Source organism: Mesorhizobium sp. M2A.F.Ca.ET.043.02.1.1 (genome assembly GCF_003952405.1).
Classification (GTDB): domain Bacteria; phylum Pseudomonadota; class Alphaproteobacteria; order Rhizobiales; family Rhizobiaceae; genus Mesorhizobium.
Window position 1 is genome coordinate 629,375 of the sequence record NZ_CP034445.1, and the last position, 15,429, is coordinate 644,803.

The 15,429-nt window shown below is 62.9% G+C and carries 15 protein-coding genes; 7 read left to right on the forward strand and 8 right to left on the reverse strand.

Annotated elements, in window-relative coordinates:
• Positions 1–67 precede the first annotated feature (67 nt).
• The 3 genes from EJ068_RS03000 to EJ068_RS03010 all read left to right on the forward strand — a co-directional run bounded on the left by EJ068_RS03000 (position 68) and on the right by EJ068_RS03010 (position 3,817).
• Positions 68–2,137 (forward strand): ASKHA domain-containing protein, encoded by a 2,070-nt coding sequence (locus tag EJ068_RS03000; protein WP_127252974.1) that lies wholly within the window; start codon positions 68–70, stop codon positions 2,135–2,137.
• Positions 2,138–2,320: 183 nt separating this feature from the next.
• A complete protein-coding gene (locus EJ068_RS32495; RefSeq protein WP_040982459.1) occupies positions 2,321–2,506 on the forward strand; it encodes a hypothetical protein in 186 nt (61 codons plus the stop codon).
• A gap of 294 nt (positions 2,507–2,800) precedes the next feature.
• On the forward strand, positions 2,801–3,817 hold the full coding sequence (locus EJ068_RS03010; protein WP_127252973.1) for an alpha/beta hydrolase: 1,017 nt from the start codon (positions 2,801–2,803) through the stop codon (positions 3,815–3,817).
• A gap of 226 nt (positions 3,818–4,043) precedes the next feature.
• On the opposite strand, the gene EJ068_RS03015 is transcribed toward EJ068_RS03010, so the two are convergent.
• A complete protein-coding gene (locus tag EJ068_RS03015) occupies positions 4,044–4,943 on the reverse strand; it encodes a LysR substrate-binding domain-containing protein (protein WP_042645025.1) in 900 nt (299 codons plus the stop codon).
• A 219-nt stretch (positions 4,944–5,162) separates the two neighbouring features.
• Here EJ068_RS03015 and EJ068_RS03020 point away from each other — a divergent pair, with 219 nt between their 5' ends.
• From EJ068_RS03020 to EJ068_RS33600, 4 genes are all read left to right on the forward strand, one after another.
• A complete protein-coding gene (locus EJ068_RS03020; RefSeq protein ID WP_127252972.1) occupies positions 5,163–5,348 on the forward strand; it encodes a hypothetical protein in 186 nt (61 codons plus the stop codon).
• 337 nt (positions 5,349–5,685) lie between these two features.
• Entirely contained in the window at positions 5,686–5,832 is a 147-nt protein-coding gene (locus EJ068_RS03025) for a hypothetical protein (RefSeq protein ID WP_167509393.1), read from the forward strand.
• 311 nt (positions 5,833–6,143) lie between these two features.
• Positions 6,144–7,082, forward strand: coding sequence for a GlxA family transcriptional regulator (locus EJ068_RS03030; RefSeq protein WP_348526999.1), 939 nt, complete (start codon positions 6,144–6,146; stop codon positions 7,080–7,082).
• An 11-nt stretch (positions 7,083–7,093) separates the two neighbouring features.
• On the forward strand, positions 7,094–7,276 hold the full coding sequence (locus EJ068_RS33600; RefSeq protein ID WP_281059011.1) for a DUF1778 domain-containing protein: 183 nt from the start codon (positions 7,094–7,096) through the stop codon (positions 7,274–7,276).
• Here the strand turns inward: EJ068_RS33600 and EJ068_RS03040 are convergent, their stop codons facing one another.
• The 7 genes from EJ068_RS03040 to EJ068_RS03070 all read right to left on the reverse strand — a co-directional run bounded on the left by EJ068_RS03040 (position 7,277) and on the right by EJ068_RS03070 (position 15,413).
• On the reverse strand, positions 7,277–8,059 hold the full coding sequence (locus tag EJ068_RS03040) for an ABC transporter ATP-binding protein (protein ID WP_126082168.1): 783 nt from the start codon (positions 8,057–8,059) through the stop codon (positions 7,277–7,279).
• Positions 8,056–8,829: an ABC transporter permease gene (locus EJ068_RS03045; RefSeq protein ID WP_126083765.1), complete on the reverse strand. Its 774-nt coding sequence runs from the start codon at positions 8,827–8,829 to the stop codon at positions 8,056–8,058. Before EJ068_RS03045 ends, EJ068_RS03040 begins: the two co-directional genes overlap by 4 nt.
• A gap of 168 nt (positions 8,830–8,997) precedes the next feature.
• Positions 8,998–9,948, reverse strand: a complete 951-nt coding sequence (locus EJ068_RS03050; RefSeq protein WP_126082167.1) for an ABC transporter substrate-binding protein — start codon at positions 9,946–9,948, stop codon at positions 8,998–9,000.
• A 114-nt stretch (positions 9,949–10,062) separates the two neighbouring features.
• On the reverse strand, positions 10,063–10,905 hold the full coding sequence (locus tag EJ068_RS03055) for a DUF1194 domain-containing protein (RefSeq protein ID WP_126082166.1): 843 nt from the start codon (positions 10,903–10,905) through the stop codon (positions 10,063–10,065).
• Positions 10,906–10,981: 76 nt separating this feature from the next.
• On the reverse strand, positions 10,982–11,923 hold the full coding sequence (locus EJ068_RS03060) for a phosphoribosylaminoimidazolesuccinocarboxamide synthase (protein WP_126082165.1): 942 nt from the start codon (positions 11,921–11,923) through the stop codon (positions 10,982–10,984).
• A 59-nt stretch (positions 11,924–11,982) separates the two neighbouring features.
• A complete protein-coding gene (locus EJ068_RS03065; protein ID WP_127252935.1) occupies positions 11,983–12,747 on the reverse strand; it encodes a site-2 protease family protein in 765 nt (254 codons plus the stop codon).
• 104 nt (positions 12,748–12,851) lie between these two features.
• Positions 12,852–15,413: an FAD-dependent oxidoreductase gene (locus tag EJ068_RS03070; RefSeq protein ID WP_126082163.1), complete on the reverse strand. Its 2,562-nt coding sequence runs from the start codon at positions 15,411–15,413 to the stop codon at positions 12,852–12,854.
• Positions 15,414–15,429: the final 16 nt, after the last annotated feature.

Genomic DNA, 15,429 nt, shown 5'->3' on the forward strand with positions numbered 1-15,429 from the left:
CTCTCCGCCCAATAGTAGAACGATCCGTTAAACGGCATCGGCAATTGCCATCGAGACGCGTGCCAGCATGAATCCTCCCCCCAACATCACCGATCCGCTCGTCCTGTTCATGCCGTCGGGCAAGCGCGGCCGGTTCCCGGTCGGCACGCCGGTGCTTGATGCGGCGCGCCAGCTCGGCGTCTATGTCGAAAGCGTGTGCGGCGGCCGCGCCACCTGCGGGCGCTGCCAGATCGAGGTGCAGGAAGGCAATTTCGCCAAGCACAAGATCATCTCGTCCAACGACCACATCTCGCCTAAGGGCGCCAAGGAAGAGCGCTACGAGCGCGTGCGCGGCCTGCCCGAGCGGCGCCGTCTTTCCTGCTCGGCACAGATACTCGGCGACCTCGTCATCGACGTGCCGCAGGACACGGTCATCAACGCCCAGACCATACGCAAGGACGCCGACACCAGGGTGATCGCCCGCGATACGGCGATCCGCATGTGCTATGTCGAGATCGAAGAGCCCGACATGCACAAGCCGCTCGGCGATCTCGACCGGCTCAAGATCGCCCTGATGAAAGACTGGGGTCTCAAGAATCTCGAATTCGACTTCTACCTTCTGCCGCAGGTGCAAGGCATCCTGCGCAAGGGCAACTGGACCGCGACGGCCGCCATCCACAAGGATGCCGATAGCGACATCGCTCGCGTCATCGCGCTGTGGCCGGGCCTGAAGAACGAGGCCTACGGCCTTGCCTGCGACATCGGCTCGACCACCATTGCCATGCATCTGGTGTCGCTGCTGTCGGGCCGCGTCGCTGCGTCCTCCGGCACCTCCAATCCGCAGATCCGCTTCGGCGAGGATCTGATGAGCCGAGTCTCCTATGTGATGATGAACCCGGATGGACGCGAAGGCATGACGGTCGCCGTGCGCGAGGCCATTTCCAGCCTGGTCGACAAGGTGTGCGCCGAAGGCAACGTCCAGCGCGCGGACATCCTGGATTCCGTCTTCGTCGGCAATCCGATCATGCATCATTTGTTCCTCGGCATCGATCCGACCGAGCTCGGCGGCGCGCCCTTCGCGCTCGCCGTCTCGGGCGCGGTGCGCATCAAGGCCTCCGACATTGGCTTGAAGCTCAACCAGGGCGCCCGCCTCTACATGCTGCCCTGCATTGCCGGCCATGTCGGCGCCGACGCCGCGGCTGTCACGCTGTCGGAAGGCCCGCATCGCCAGGACGAGATGATGCTGATCGTCGACGTCGGCACCAATGCCGAGATCGTGCTGGGCAACCGGACCCGCGTCGTGGCGGCCTCGTCCCCCACCGGCCCGGCCTTCGAGGGCGCGGAAATCTCTGGCGGCCAGCGAGCGGCGCCCGGCGCTATCGAGCGCGTCCGCATCGATCCCGACACATTGGAGCCGCGCTACCGCGTCATCGGCTCGGAACTGTGGTCGGATCAGCCGGGCTTCGCCGAAAGCGTGCAGGCGACCGGCGTCACCGGCATTTGCGGCTCCGGCATCATCGAAGTGATCGCCGAGATGTATCTGTCCGGCATCATTTCGGAGGACGGCGTCGTCGATGGATCGCTCAGCATGCGCTCGCCGCGCATCGTGGCCAACGGCCGCACCTTCTCCTATGTGCTGAAGGAAGGCGAGCCGAAGATCACCATCACCCAGAACGACGTCCGCGCCATCCAGCTTGCCAAGGCGGCGCTCTATGCCGGCACCAAGCTGTTGATGGAAAAGCAGCACACCGATCATGTCGACCGCATCCATTTCGCCGGCGCCTTCGGCTCCTTCATCGATCCGAAATACGCCATGGTCCTTGGCCTGATCCCGGACTGCGACCTCGACAAGGTCTCGGCCGTCGGCAACGCCGCCGGCGCCGGAGCGCGCATGGCGCTCTTGAACCGTGGCTACCGTCGCGAGATCGAAGAGACGGTGAGCAGGATCGAGAAGATCGAGACGGCGCTGGAACCGAAGTTCCAGGAGCACTTCGTCTACGCCATGGCGCTGCCGAACAAGGTCGACCCCTTCCCCAAGCTGGCCGCCGCGGTGAAGCTGCCGCCGCGCAAGGCAATGAGCGAGGACGGCGCCGCAGGCGACGCCACCCCGCGCCGGCGCTCACGCGAGGAGCGCGCGGCGCGGCGGGGTCGTGCGTAGGCTTCTTTCCGCCTCCAACACTTGAACTTCATTTGCATGCAAATGTTTCCGGATCCGCCCGATCTGGAAACCGAAGCTCTGTTCTCGCGAAATCGACCCGATACAGGCGTGACGCATTTAGCGGCCATCGCATAGCGGCCGGGGATCATTCGCGGCCGCCGCTGGTCTTCAAGGGAGAAGAAAATGTCAATGTTCGGAAATCTCAGCCGCTTCGGTGTCACCATCAGGCAGGCTCATGCCAGGAACAAGGCGATCCGCGCGCTCAACGATCTGCCGGCGCATGTCCAGAAGGATATCGGCTGGCCGGCCTCGCCGCCGAGCGATCCTCAGGCAGCACTGCACAAGCTGCTCCTGGGCACGCCGCGCTGATGACCTTCGCCGACAAATGCAAGCTGCTCGGCAAGCGCCGGGGCCGCGATGCGGCTCCGGCGGCGGGCGACAACATGCTGCGCGCCGCGCTGCTGCCGAAGCGGCGCTGAGCAATTCCAGGGAAAGCACGCAGCGACAGGCTCGGCGACTTCGCCATAGCCCCTCCGTAATTGCGTAGACCACCGGATCACGCCGATGTGCCAGCGTGAATCCTTGACATTTTTAACTGCGGTACGATCTTCGAAAAGCGGGAGGAATTCTCTTAGTCGGCTCTGCCGAGATCCGTGTATCCGCATGCCCAGTTTGAAAAGCCACCTCGTTTCGTTCGTCCTGCGGCACAGCCGCAAGAAGGCGTTTTCCAGCCCCGAGAACCTGCAGCGCTGGATTGCCTATGCCCGCAAGACCGAGGACCATCATCCGCCGGCCTTGCTCAAGGCGCGGCTGGACATAACCGAGACCGAGATCGACGGCTTTCCCGTCTATGAGATCGCGCCGAAGGCGGGCGAACGCCGGCGCATACTTTACCTGCATGGCGGCGCCTATGTTTTTCAGATCACCTCCTACCACTGGGGGCTGATCGCCGAGATGGCCGAGCGTCTCGGTTTCGGCATCACCGTGCCGATCTACCCGATCGCGCCCGAGCACGATTTCCACGACATGTTCGGCATGGTCGGCGACGTCTACCGGCGCATGCTCGAAGGCACCGAGGCCGAAGACATCGTCTTCATGGGCGATTCCGCCGGCGGCAACATGGCCGTCGTGCTAACCATGATGGCGACCGAGGACGGCCTGCCCTCGCCGTCGCGCCATGTGCTGATCTCGCCCGGCCTCGACGTTTCGCTTGCAAATCCTGAAGTCTTCGAGGCCGAGCGCCAGGATCCTTGGCTGGGCATTCCGGGTGGGCTGGAAGCAGTGCGCCTCTACAGCGCCGGTTTCGACCGCAAAGACTGGCACATCAGCCCGCTTTACGGCGACTTGTCCCTGCTGCCGAAAACGCTGCTGCTGACCGGCTCACGCGACATGCTGACACCAGACAATCTCATCTTCGCCGAACGGGCGCGGGCTGCCGGCGTGGAGGTGGACGTGGTCTACGAGGAGGGCATGTTCCACGTCTGGCCGCTGATCGAGATGCCAGAAGCGCGCCGCGCGCGCGACAGCATCGTATCGTTCCTGAGGGATGAAGCCCGCAGTCAAGCCGAAAGGGAGACGGTCAACTCGTCGGCCCAGGGCCTATCAAGAGTTCCGTTGATGACCGGATTTGCGAGTACGAAGATCGCATCGGCGATTTCATCGCTTCGATCGGGCTGGTAGCCGATATCGTCTCTGAGTTCGATCAGATTTGCCCATTCCTCCACGTCGGACGCGGCTAGCTCCCCCGTGAGAAAGCGACGGAGCGTCCTCGCTATGTGATCGGCGCTAAGGACAACGATCGGCGTATCCGACCAGCCAAGCTCGTCAATCATGTCGGTCAGCCGCTCAATCGGCTTTGCGAACGCAACGAGGTCGCTGAGCACCGAAAGTCGGTCGATCACGTTCGTCAGAACTTGCCGGTCTCGCGAAACAGTTCGAACGTCGCGCGGATATGGTCGGCGACAGCCTTCACCGGCGCGCTGGCGTCGGGCGCCACCACCATGGCGAGATTGTAGGTGCCGATCTCGGGCATGCCGTCCTTGGCGCCCAGCGAGACCATCTCGTCGCCAAGGAAGGATTTCGGCAGCGGCGCCACCGCAAGGTCGGCCATGATTGCGGCGCGCTGGCCGGCCGTGTGGGCGCTCATATAAGCGATGCGGTAGTTGCGGCCCTCGCGTCCGAGCGCTTCGAGCGCGCCGGCCCGCCAGGCGCAGCCCTCCTCCCACAGCGACACCGGCAAAGGTTCGCGCAGATGCGCGCAGCCGCCCTTGGCGCCTGCCCACACGATCGGCTCGGTCAGCAGGACCTCCGCGCCGACGGCGCTGGTCTTGTAGGAATTGGTGAGCAGCGTGATGTCGAGCGCGCGGTCATCCATGCGCCGGCGCAGATTGATGCTCTGGTCGATGGTGACGTCGACGGCGATCGAAGGATGCGACTGCGCGAAGCGCTTCAGCACATGCGGCAGCACGCGCTCGCCATAGTCGTCCGGGGAGCCAAGCCGCACCACGCCGACAATGTCGGGGATGATGAACTTCGACACCACCTCGCGGTTGATCGACAAAAGCCGGCGGGCATAGCCGAGCAGCATCTCGCCATCCGTCGTCAGCGTCACCGAACGCGCATCGCGCGCGAACACGGAACGGCCGAGAATATCCTCCAGCTTCTTGATCTGCATGGAGACGGCCGACGGCGTTCGGAACACCGCGTTGGCGGCGGTGGTGAAGGAGCCGGTCTCGGCGATCGCCACGAAAGTGCGCAGCACATCGAGGTCAAGCAGCGGCAAAGGGTGATTGAGCGGGGCGTTCATGGGAGCCGACCTTCAATTTTTCTGATGCAATCCATCATTCCATTTCGTTTGATTGAACATCAGTCCGGGCGCATAGTCAACTCGATCGATGCAGGATGCTGCCAAAAGCAGCCATGAAACGACCCTGACACAGTCCTGCAATCGACATGAAATGAAGCTGAAACAGACCTGACTTAACGCAGTGACGGGCGCCTCCCTGCCCGCATAGAGGAGAAAGAAATGTCTATCCTGTCGTCCATCGGTCGGCTTGCGACCGATTTCAGCGCGGCCCGCGCCCGCTATCAGACCGAACGCGCCATCCATGCGCTGCCGATCGAACTGCAGAAGGATATCGGCTGGCCGGAAGCAGCCGACGTAAAGACCGGCTTGCGCCACGGTGTCGGAAGCTGGGCCGGAGCGAAGTAATCACGTGTGTATAAAGATCTGAAGGCCTGCCGCGTCAGCTCGGCAGGCCTTTTGTTTTTTAGGCCTTTTTGTTTGCATTCAAACGACTTTTCCAGCCATGCCGCCGCTGCATGACGCATATGAACCACCCGCATAGCGGGTTAACAGGCCAGGTAAAGCACTGTAAACAATAGGAAATTATGGGCACATTGCCCAAAAATGTCGCATATCGTGTCGCTTTTCATATCAAGCGCTTCGTTTTTGCGATTTAGTTTTTGCCGAAGCGAGCCTATATCGGCGCCAGCAAAAACGAGCTGCCCCACTCCATCAAGCGAAGGCGACCCGTCTGAGCAACCAAATGGAGATGATGATGAAGCTCTTTGCCCGCCTGTTTGCCCGCCGCGAAATGAACTTGACGACCGCTCTGGAGCGTCAGCGTCTCGCCAAGACCATGCCCGGCCAGACCGGCGCCGTGGCCGCTGCTCGTCTCGGCTTCGTTGCCTGAGACAATCCAGTACCGATTAGCTGAATTCAAACGCCGCCCGGCTTGCCGTGGCGGCGTTTTCATTTCGGTATTGCCACTTGTCGTCGGTGCAGCGACGCCCTGCGGTTGCACCTATTGCCCATTTGCGACTCGTGTCGCAAATTTAATCTTCACTTAGCCGCCTACCCGATTGACAGGAATGGTTTTTCCTGTTGTCGCTATGCTGTTCGCGACATCCTGTTCGCGTCATGGCTGCGTGAGGTTTCACCGTGAATGCCGTAAAGCACCCGATCAAGAGATCGTTTGTATTCTTCCTCGTTCCCGACTTCACCATGATCGCCTTCGCGACGGCGCTCGATCCGCTTCGCTCGGCCAACCGGATGCTCGGCTACGAGGCCTATAGCTGGCGCCTGGCGAGCATCGACGGCAAACCGGTTCGCGCCTCGAACGGCGTCGAATGCGCCGTTAACACGTCGCTGGAGGAGGAGCGCAGGAAGATGGCCGGGCCGGACCGGCCGAACATGGCGATCGTCTGCAGCGGCATCAATGTCGAGCGCTATCACAACAAATCGGCCTTCGCCTGGCTGCGCGAGGAGTATAATCGCGGCGTTGCGGTGGGCGGCCTGTGCACAGGCGCGCATATCCTGGCCGCCGCGGGCCTGCTGTCCAACAAACGCTGCGCCATCCATTGGGAAAACCTTCCGGGCTTCTCCGAGGCCTTCCCCAAAGCCAATGTCTTCGCCGACCTCTTCGAAATCGACCAGAATGTCTACACCTGCGCCGGCGGCACCGCCGCGCTCGACATGATGCTGAAGCTGATCGGCGATGATTTCGACGAGAGCCTGGTCAACCGCGTCTGCGAGCAGGTGCTGACCGACCGCGTGCGCAGCCCGACCGATCGCCAGCGCCTGCCGCTGCGTGCCCGCCTCGGCGTTCAAAATTCCAAGGTGCTCACCATCATCGAGTTGATGGAGGCGAACCTCTCCGAACCGCTGTCGCTGATCGAGATCGCCGACCATGTCGATCTGTCGCGCCGGCAGATCGAGCGCCTGTTCCGCACCGAGATGGGCCGGTCGCCCGCCCGCTACTATCTGGAGATCCGGCTCGACCGCGCCAGGCATCTGCTCATCCAGTCGTCGCTGCCGGTGGTCGAAGTGGCAGTCGCATGCGGCTTCGTTTCCGCCTCGCATTTCTCCAAATGCTACCGCGAACTCTATGCCCGCTCGCCGCAGCAGGAGCGCGTCGACCGCAAGCAATTGCTGGCGGCTTGATCAGGTGTCACATGACCACGAGAGCGACTCAATTCGACAATCTGGCCGACCGGCGCAGCTTCGGTCTCGACGCGGAGAAATGGGCTGCGTTCATGGCGACTCTGGAAGCTCCCGTCCGTGATCTTCCACGGCTAAAACGTCTCTTGAACGAGCCAAGCATTTTTCCCGACCCGATCCAGTATGTGTCGAACTGACTACACCTGCGCCGTCCGCATCGCCTCGATACGGATGTCTTCGGTGAGCTGCGCCTTGAGCGCCGAGAATTCCGGGCTGGTCTTCAGCGTGTAGTGGCGCGGATGCGGCAGGTCGACTGGCACGTCCGACTTGATGCGGCCGGGCCGGGCGCTCATCACGATCACCCGCGACGCCATGAAGATCGCCTCTTCGATGTCATGGGTGACGAACAGCACCGTCTTCTTGCGCCGCTCCCAGATGCCGAGCAGCAATTCCTGCATCAACCCGCGCGTCTGGTTGTCGAGCGCACCGAACGGCTCGTCGAGCAGCAGGATTTCGGGATCGTTGGCCAGCGCCCGCGCAATTGCCGTGCGCTGTTGCATGCCGCCCGAAAGCTGTTTCGGCCAGTGGCTCTCGAAGCCTTTCAGGCCGACGAGATCGATATAGGAGGCGACGATCTCGTTGCGCTCGCGCTCGGGCCGGCCTTGCTCGTGCAGGCCGAAACCGATGTTTTCGGCGACCGTCAGCCAGGGAAACAGCGTGTAGGATTGGAACACCATGCCGCGGTCTGGTCCCGGCCTTGTGACCGCCTTGCCGTCGAGCAGCACGCGGCCCGTGCTCGGCGCCTCCAGTCCGGCGACGATCCTGAGCAAGGTCGACTTGCCGCAGCCGGATGGCCCAAGGATGGTGATGAAGTCATTCGCCGCGACCGCGAGGTCGACCGGCTGCAGCGCCCGCACCGGCTGCCCGCCCCCTACCCCGGCAAAGGTCCGCGAGACGCCTTCGATCAGCAGCTTGCTCATGCCAGGCTCCATGGAAAGAGCCAGCGGTTGAGCGCCTTGAAGGCGAAATCGGACAGAAGCCCGATCAGCCCTATGACAATGATGCCGAAGATGATCTGCCCCGTCGCCAGCCGCGACTGGCTGTTGATGATCATGTAGCCGATGCCCGACGACGAGCCGATCAGCTCGGCGACGATCACATAGGTCCAGGCCCAGCCAAGCACCAGGCGCAGCGTTTCGGCGATCTCCGGCGCATTGGCCGGCATGATCACGCGCTTGACGATGCCGTTGTCGGTCGCCCCCAGCGTATAGGCGGCCTCGACCAGGTCTCGCCTCGTACTGCCGACCTTGACCGCGACTATCAGGATGATCTGGAACACAGAGCCGACGAAGATCACCAGGAGCTTCTCGAATTCTCCGATGCCGGCCCACAGGATGAGCAGCGGGATAAAGGCGGATGCCGGCAGGTAGCGGGCAAAGGACACGAACGGCTCGAGGAAGGCTTCGACAGGCTTCCAGGCGCCCATCGCGATGCCGATCGGCACCGCGACGATCGAGGCCAGCACGAAGCCGCCGAAGACGCGCCAGATGGTGATCAATATGTCGAGCCAGAACCGGTCTTCGACGAGCAGCCGCCAGCCGTCCTTGAGCATCGACAGAGGATCGGCAAGGAAGATCCGGTTCACATGGCCGCCGAGCGTGATCCACGCCCAGAAGGCCACGAACAGCACGAAAAAGGCGATGCCGAGCGCGCTTCGCGTGCCCGGCGCAACGGGGTGCAAGGGACGCAGCATTCAGGCCCTGTCCTTAAAGCATGGCTCCCGAAAGTGGAAACCGGTTCGGGTAAAGACATGCGCAAAATGAAAGAGCTAAAGCGCGAGGAGCGTATCTGAAGGATCGCGACGCGCTTTAGCGAGAAGGGAGCGGCGGCCTTGCGCCGCCGATAGGGTGATGCGCGATCAGTTGGCCACCGCGCTGGTGTCGGCAAGCGTCGTCACATCCGGGACTTCCTTGATCAGCCCCATCTGCAGCAAAAGATCGGCCGCGGTCTTGGAAAAATCCTGGAACTCCTTGGTGAAGAACTGCTTATTCTCCGCCTTGTCGGCCCATTTCAGGTACTTGGCCGAATCCTCGAATTCCTTGGCCGACTGCTTCACGTCGGCGCCCATGATCTCGTAGGATTTCTGCGGATCCTTCTTGATCAGGTCGAGCGCGTCGAAATAGCTGTCGGCGAGCGCCTTGGCGGCATCGGGATTGGCCTTGAGGAAGTCCGGCGTGCAACCGACGGTGTCCAGCACCATCGGGTAGTCGAGCGTGGTCGCCAGGATATGGCCCTGGTCGGCCTTGTCGCGGACCGCTGAAATGAACGGCTCATAGGTGACGGCGGCATCGTTCTGGCCGGCCAGGAAGGCCTGCGCCGCCGCATCCGGCTCCAGATTGACGACGGTGACGTCCTTGGTCGACATGCCGTTCTTGTTGAGCACCCAGGCGAGCAGGAAATAGGGCGAGGTTCCAGGCGCGGACGAGGCGACATTCTTGCCCTTGAGGTCGGCGACGGACTTGATGTCGTTGCGCACGACGATGCCGTCGGCGCCATAGGACTTGTCGAGCTGGAAGATCTGCTTGGTGGTGACGCCGCTGGCGTTCCACACCATCCAGGTTTCGACCGTGGTCGCCGCGCATTGCAGGTCGCCGCTGGCGATGGCCAGCGGCCGGCTCGCCTGCGGCACTTTCTTGAGCGTGACGTCGAGCCCGTGCTTTTCGAAAAGCCCGGCCTGCTTGGCCAGAGTCAGCGGCGCGAAGCCGGTCCAGCCGCTGATGCCGATGGTGAGCGAGGTGGCAGCCATCGCGGGCGCGCCAAGCATGGCGGCCGCCGTCAGCGTTGCCGCGAAAATGGTGGTCCTGTTCATTGTGGTTCCCTTTTTGTGGTGAGCGCGAATTGTCTCACAGACGCCAAAAGGCTTGTCAATGAAGCGGCGTTTCAACGAAACGTCATCCTGAACGGTTGCCTGCTCCTCCTCCCCTCACGGCATGCCCCAGCCGCGGTTGCGCCACATCTTTTCGCCGGCTTGGCAGTCGGCGGCCGGCCTGTTATCGGCGAGCACGACCGGCGGATGCGCGGCCCCTTCGGCCGCCCGTTGCGGTGAAGCCGAACCGGCGAGCTCCAGCACCAGCTTGCGGCGGATCGCTTCGGGAAACTGCGTCCAGTCATTGACCGGGATCATGAAGGCGCCCGGTCCGCCGATGACGCAGTCGCTGTAATAGCGGTCCAGATTATCGACGTCGAAGGCGCCGCTGAAACCGCCGCGCGTCATCAGCGGCAGGCCGTTGATGGTGATGCCTTGCCTGACCACCTCGTCGCGGGTGAGATCGACCGGCGCGCCCTGGTTGTTCGGCCCATCGCCGGAAACATCGATGACACGCTTGGTCCCCTGGAATCCGCTCTCTGCGAACAGATCGCTGCCGAAGCTCAGCGCCCCGGAAATCGAGGTGCGCCGGGCGCTGTCCGGCGGGTTGGCTTCGAGCTTCGCGACGAACCTCTCGGCGTCGGCGCGGTTGGCGATCACGGTCCACGGCACGACGACTCGCTGCCAGGTCGTGCCCGCCCATTCGACATAGGTGACGGCGATCTTGCCATAGGCGCCGTCGGCGATAGCCTTCAGCACGTTGTCATGCATCAGCGCCGCCGCGTAGCCATGACGCTGGATCTCCAGCTCAGCCGGTGACATGGAAAGCGAGACATCGACCGCCAGCACCAGCTCGACATCGACCGGCTCGGCGGGAGACGCGGCAGGAGTCAGCCAAAGCGCCAGCGCCAGGGCGGCGCTGCCTGAGACGATATGCCTTGCGCGGGCATAAGCGGACATGGCGGAAGGTTAAGCGAAAATCGCCGCGCGCAAAAGCCGCGAATCCGGGGCATCGGATCCCGCCGGCCCGGGCCTTTTAGAAATACCGCGCGATGTTCGAACGGATACGCTCCAGCACCGTATCGCCGGAAAGGTCGGGCACGAATTTTGCGCCGGTTATCGCTTCATAGGCCTGGATATAGACCGCCGAGGCCTGGTTGATGATCTCGTCCGGAATTGGCGGGATCGGGTCCTTGTAGGGATCGCACCGCGCTGACACCCAGGAGCGGACGAAATCCTTGTCGAAGCTCTGCGGGCGCCCGCCGCTTGCGAACGCCTCGTCATAACTCGCAGCGATCCAATAGCGACTGCTGTCAGGCGTATGGATTTCGTCCGCCAGCACGATGGTGCCGTCCGGCGCGGTGCCGAATTCATATTTGGTGTCAGCGAGAATCAGGCCGCGTTCGGCGGCGCGCTGCTGGCCGCGAGCGAAAAGCTGCAACGCATAGCGCGAGACCGTATCCCACTGCGCCTGCGTGAGCAGCCCCTGGTCAATAATCTCGGCCTCCGACAGCGGCTCGTCATGGCCGCCATGGGCGGCCTTGCTGGTCGGCGTGATGATCGCCTGCGGCAGCTTTTCATTGTCGCGCAGCCCATCGGGAAAGCTGTGGCCGTAGAAGCTCCTTTCGCCTTTCCGATACTTGGTCAGGATAGAGGTGCTGGTCGTGCCTGCCAGATAGCCACGCACGACCATCTCGACCGGCAGCATGTCGAGCCGCGTGCCGACGACGACGTTGGGGTCGGGATATTCCAGCACGTGGTTGGGACAGATGTCGGCGGTTTCCTCGAACCAGTAGCGCGCCGTCTGGGTGAGCACTTCGCCCTTGAACGGGATCGAGGCCAGGATGATGTCAAACGCGCTCAAACGATCGGTGGCGATGATGATGCGGCGTCCGTCCGGCAGGTCGTAATTTTCGCGCACCTTGCCGTGATAGTGATTGGGAAGCTCGGGAATGAAGGCGTCGGACAGGATGCGCATGGGGCGTAGGCTTTCGCAGGCTTCTGATCAGGCCACATAAGCCGCTGCCCCCCTGCACATCAAGCCGGATGCTGCGGAACGGGCTTCTTATTGCCGGCGGCGCGAAACGCCCGCCAGTTCGGCCTGAAGGAAGGCGGAAACCACAACAGAATTCCGGCCAGGGCCGCAGGGACAATGACCGCGAAACGCAGGATCGAAAGCACGACGCCGCAGAAGCCGACGATCCGCACGGCGGCATCCGCGCCGAAACGCGGCGCAAGCAGATGCCTGGCGATCGCCCCGCCATCAAGCGGAATGGCCGGAAGGAGGTTGAGAATGGCCAAGGCCGCATTCACCAATGCGCCAAGCCAAAGCGTCCACTCAAGAAGCGTGTCCAGTCTCGGCGGCGGCGAACTGAAATGACCGTCCGGATCGACAGGCAACAAGGGCCGGGCAAGAAGGTAATAGGCAGCGGCAAAGCCCGCCACCAGGACGATGTTCACCAACGGCCCGGCAAACGCGATCCATGCCCAGCCATAGGGCGAAGCCGCGCCGGGCTTGAACCAGGCAAATCCGCCGAACAGGTACAGGTCTATCCGTTGGGTGCCGATGCCGCGCCGTCGCGCTGCCCAGACATGGGCAAGTTCATGCAGAAACACCGACAGGAACAGGAGCGCGGCGAATATGGCCGTATGGATCAGGGCGAGCCTGGGATGCCTCGACCATTCATGTACGAACGGCAGGACGGCTGGAATGGCAAAGGTCCAGCTGACATGAACGGGAATGTTCCCCTTCATCACGAAGACGAATGCGTCGTTCTTCCTGTCCCAACCGAACCGTTGCAAACCTGCTTACTCCGCCCGGAGCAACGCTACCCGAGAATCACGGCCCGCACAAAAGCAAAAGCCCGACCGGAGCCGGGCTTTGCATCTTTCTTGGTCCGCGACCATCAGCTCCTCGGCTTGAGGTTCTCCGGGTCGTAGAGCGGCTTGTAACCGACTCCCGCCACCTCGACCGGATAGGTCTCGCCAAAATACTCGACCTGCAGCTTGCAGCCTTCCTGGCAGTACGCCCAGGGCAGATAGGCAAGCGCGATGTTCTTGCCGATCGTCGGGCCATAGGCGACCGAAGTGGTGAAGGAGCGGCGGCCGAGCTCGTCGACCAGCGTCTCGCCGCTCGCGGGATCCTGCACAGGCATGGTGCCGACCGGGTAGCGGGCCACGCCCTTGGAATCGGTGTTCTCGGTCATCACCAGCGTGCACAGCATAGCCGGCTGATGCTCACGGGCGCGATACTCCAGATGCTTGGCTTTGCCGCAGAAGTCGTTGTCCTTGACCTTCGGACGGGCAAGGTCGGCCTCGAGCAGATTGTATTCGGTCAGCAGATCGGCGTTCTGGAGGCGTAGGCTTTTTTCCATGCGGCGCGTGTTGGCGTAGGTCTCGACGCCGAACGGCATGACGCCGGTAGAGCGCAGCGCGTCCCAGACGGCGAGCCCGTCCTCGTAGCGCATATGCAACTCCCAGCCCTGCTCGCCGACATAGGAGATGCGGAAGGCGGTCACATCCTTGCCGCCGATCCGGATCGGCTTGATCGCCGCGAAGGGGAAATTCTCCGGCGTCAGGCCATTCGGATCCTCGACCACCTTCTGCAAGGTCGTGCGGGCATTCGGCCCCCAGATACCGATGGTGACGTATTTTTCCGTCACGTCGGTGACGGTGACGTCGAAACCTTTGTCCTGCGCGGTGCGTTGCATGTAGCGGAAGTCGCGCGGACCGGCATCGGCGCCGTCGATCACGCGGCAGCGATCGGCCATGCGGATGACGGTGAAGTCTGCGCGCACCATGCCTTCCTCGTCGAGGAAGTGGGTGTAGATGCCCTTGCCGATATTGTTGTCGCCGCCGATCTTGGCCGCGCACAGCCATTCCAGCAGCGCGACATGGTCGGGCCCTTCGACGTCATACATCGAGAAATGCGACAGGTTGACGATGCCGCAATCCTCGCTCATCGCCAGATGCTCGGCATTGGAGACGCGCCAGAAATGGCGGTTGTCCCATTCGTTCTCGCGCACCGGCACGCGGTTGCCGTATTTCTCCAGGAGATGCTCGTTGGCGGCGTAGCCGTGCGCGCGCTCCCAGCCGCCCAGCTCCATGAAATAGCCGCCGAGTTCCTTCTCGCGCTCCCAGAAAGGCGAGCGGCGGATGTTGCGGCCCTTGGAGAAGGGCTCGCGCGGATGCACCGCTGGATTGTAGACCTTCATCGCCGTCTCGGTGCAGCGATCCCAGATGAACTGTTCCTGCGTCTGGTGCGGGTAGAAGCGCGAATAGTCGATCTGGTGATGGTCGATCGCGGTGCGGCCGTCGGTCATCCAGTCGGCGATCAGCTTGCCCATGCCGGGGCCGTCCTTGACCCAGATGGCGACGGCGTACCACAGGCCCCTCACCTTCTGGCTTTCGCCCATGGACGGGCCACCATCGGTGGTCACCTGCAGCAAGCCGTTGAAGGAATGGCCTTCATTGTAACCCAATTCGCCGAGGATCGGCGTCAGTTCCATGGCGCGCTCCAGCGGCGCCATGATCTGCTCCATGTCGAGGTCGCGCTGCGACGGCGACAGCCGCGCCTCATGCTTTTCGAGCAGGTCGCGCGGGTGGCACAGGCGCGGATTGGTCTCCTCGTAATAACCCCATTCGATCTGCCCGCCCTCGGCGGTCTTCGGATCGCCGGTGTCGCGCATATAGGCCGAGTTGCCCTGGTCGCGCAGCAGCGGCCAGCCGATCTCCTTGCCGGTGCCGGCGAACTCGTTGTAAGGGCCGAAGAAGGTCAGCGGATGGTCGATCGGCATGACCGGCAGGTCTTCGCCGACCAGAGCGGCGGTAAGCCGGCCCCAGATGCCGGTGCAGACCACGACATAGTCGGCCTCGATCGTGCCACGCTCGGTCACCACGCCCTTGATGCGGCCGTTCTCGACGATCAGCTCCTTGGCCGAGGTGTTGGCGAAGGCCTGCAGCTTGCCGGACGCGACGCCCTGATCGACCAGCTTGCCGGCGACGGTCTGCGAGCGCGGGATAACGAGGCCGGCATCCGGGTCCCACAGGCCGCCCTGCACCAGATGCTCCTCGATCAGCGGGAATTTTTCCTTGATCTCGGCCGGCTCGATCAGCCGCGCACGGGTGCCGAACGCCTTGGCGGAGGCGATCTTGCGCTTGATCTCGTCCATGCGGGCATCGTCGCCGACGCGGGCAACCTCGAGGCCGCCGACGCGCGCGTAATGCCCCATCTTCTCGTAGAAATCGATGGAATAGAGCGTCGTCCAGCAGGACAGGAAATCATGGCTGGTCGTGTAGCAGAAGTCCGAGGCATGCGCCGTCGAGCCGATATCGGTCGGGATGCCCGACTTGTCGATGCCGACGATATCGTCCCAGCCGCGCTCGATCAGATGATGCGCGACGGACGCGCCGACGATACCGCCCAGACCGACGATGACGACCTTCGCCTTTTTCGGAAACTCTGCCATTGCCCGCGACTCCAGA

Bases quoted from the DNA above. Each gene is read 5' to 3' on its own strand.
- EJ068_RS03040 (WP_126082168.1), bottom strand. From the start codon at position 8,059: ATGAGCAAGCTGCTGATCGAAGGCGTCTCGCGGACCTTTGCCGGGGTA.
- EJ068_RS32495 (WP_040982459.1), top strand. From the start codon at position 2,321: ATGTCAATGTTCGGAAATCTCAGCCGCTTCGGTGTCACCATCAGGCAG.
- EJ068_RS03070 (WP_126082163.1), bottom strand. From the start codon at position 15,413: ATGGCAGAGTTTCCGAAAAAGGCGAAGGTCGTCATCGTCGGTCTGGGC.
- EJ068_RS03060 (WP_126082165.1), bottom strand. From the start codon at position 11,923: ATGCGCATCCTGTCCGACGCCTTCATTCCCGAGCTTCCCAATCACTAT.
- EJ068_RS03000 (WP_127252974.1), top strand. From the start codon at position 68: ATGAATCCTCCCCCCAACATCACCGATCCGCTCGTCCTGTTCATGCCG.
- EJ068_RS03050 (WP_126082167.1), bottom strand. From the start codon at position 9,948: ATGAACAGGACCACCATTTTCGCGGCAACGCTGACGGCGGCCGCCATG.
- EJ068_RS03015 (WP_042645025.1), bottom strand. From the start codon at position 4,943: ATGAACGCCCCGCTCAATCACCCTTTGCCGCTGCTTGACCTCGATGTG.
- EJ068_RS03055 (WP_126082166.1), bottom strand. From the start codon at position 10,905: ATGTCCGCTTATGCCCGCGCAAGGCATATCGTCTCAGGCAGCGCCGCC.
- EJ068_RS03020 (WP_127252972.1), top strand. From the start codon at position 5,163: ATGTCTATCCTGTCGTCCATCGGTCGGCTTGCGACCGATTTCAGCGCG.
- EJ068_RS03010 (WP_127252973.1), top strand. From the start codon at position 2,801: ATGCCCAGTTTGAAAAGCCACCTCGTTTCGTTCGTCCTGCGGCACAGC.
- EJ068_RS03030 (WP_348526999.1), top strand. From the start codon at position 6,144: ATGATCGCCTTCGCGACGGCGCTCGATCCGCTTCGCTCGGCCAACCGG.
- EJ068_RS33600 (WP_281059011.1), top strand. From the start codon at position 7,094: ATGACCACGAGAGCGACTCAATTCGACAATCTGGCCGACCGGCGCAGC.
- EJ068_RS03025 (WP_167509393.1), top strand. From the start codon at position 5,686: ATGGAGATGATGATGAAGCTCTTTGCCCGCCTGTTTGCCCGCCGCGAA.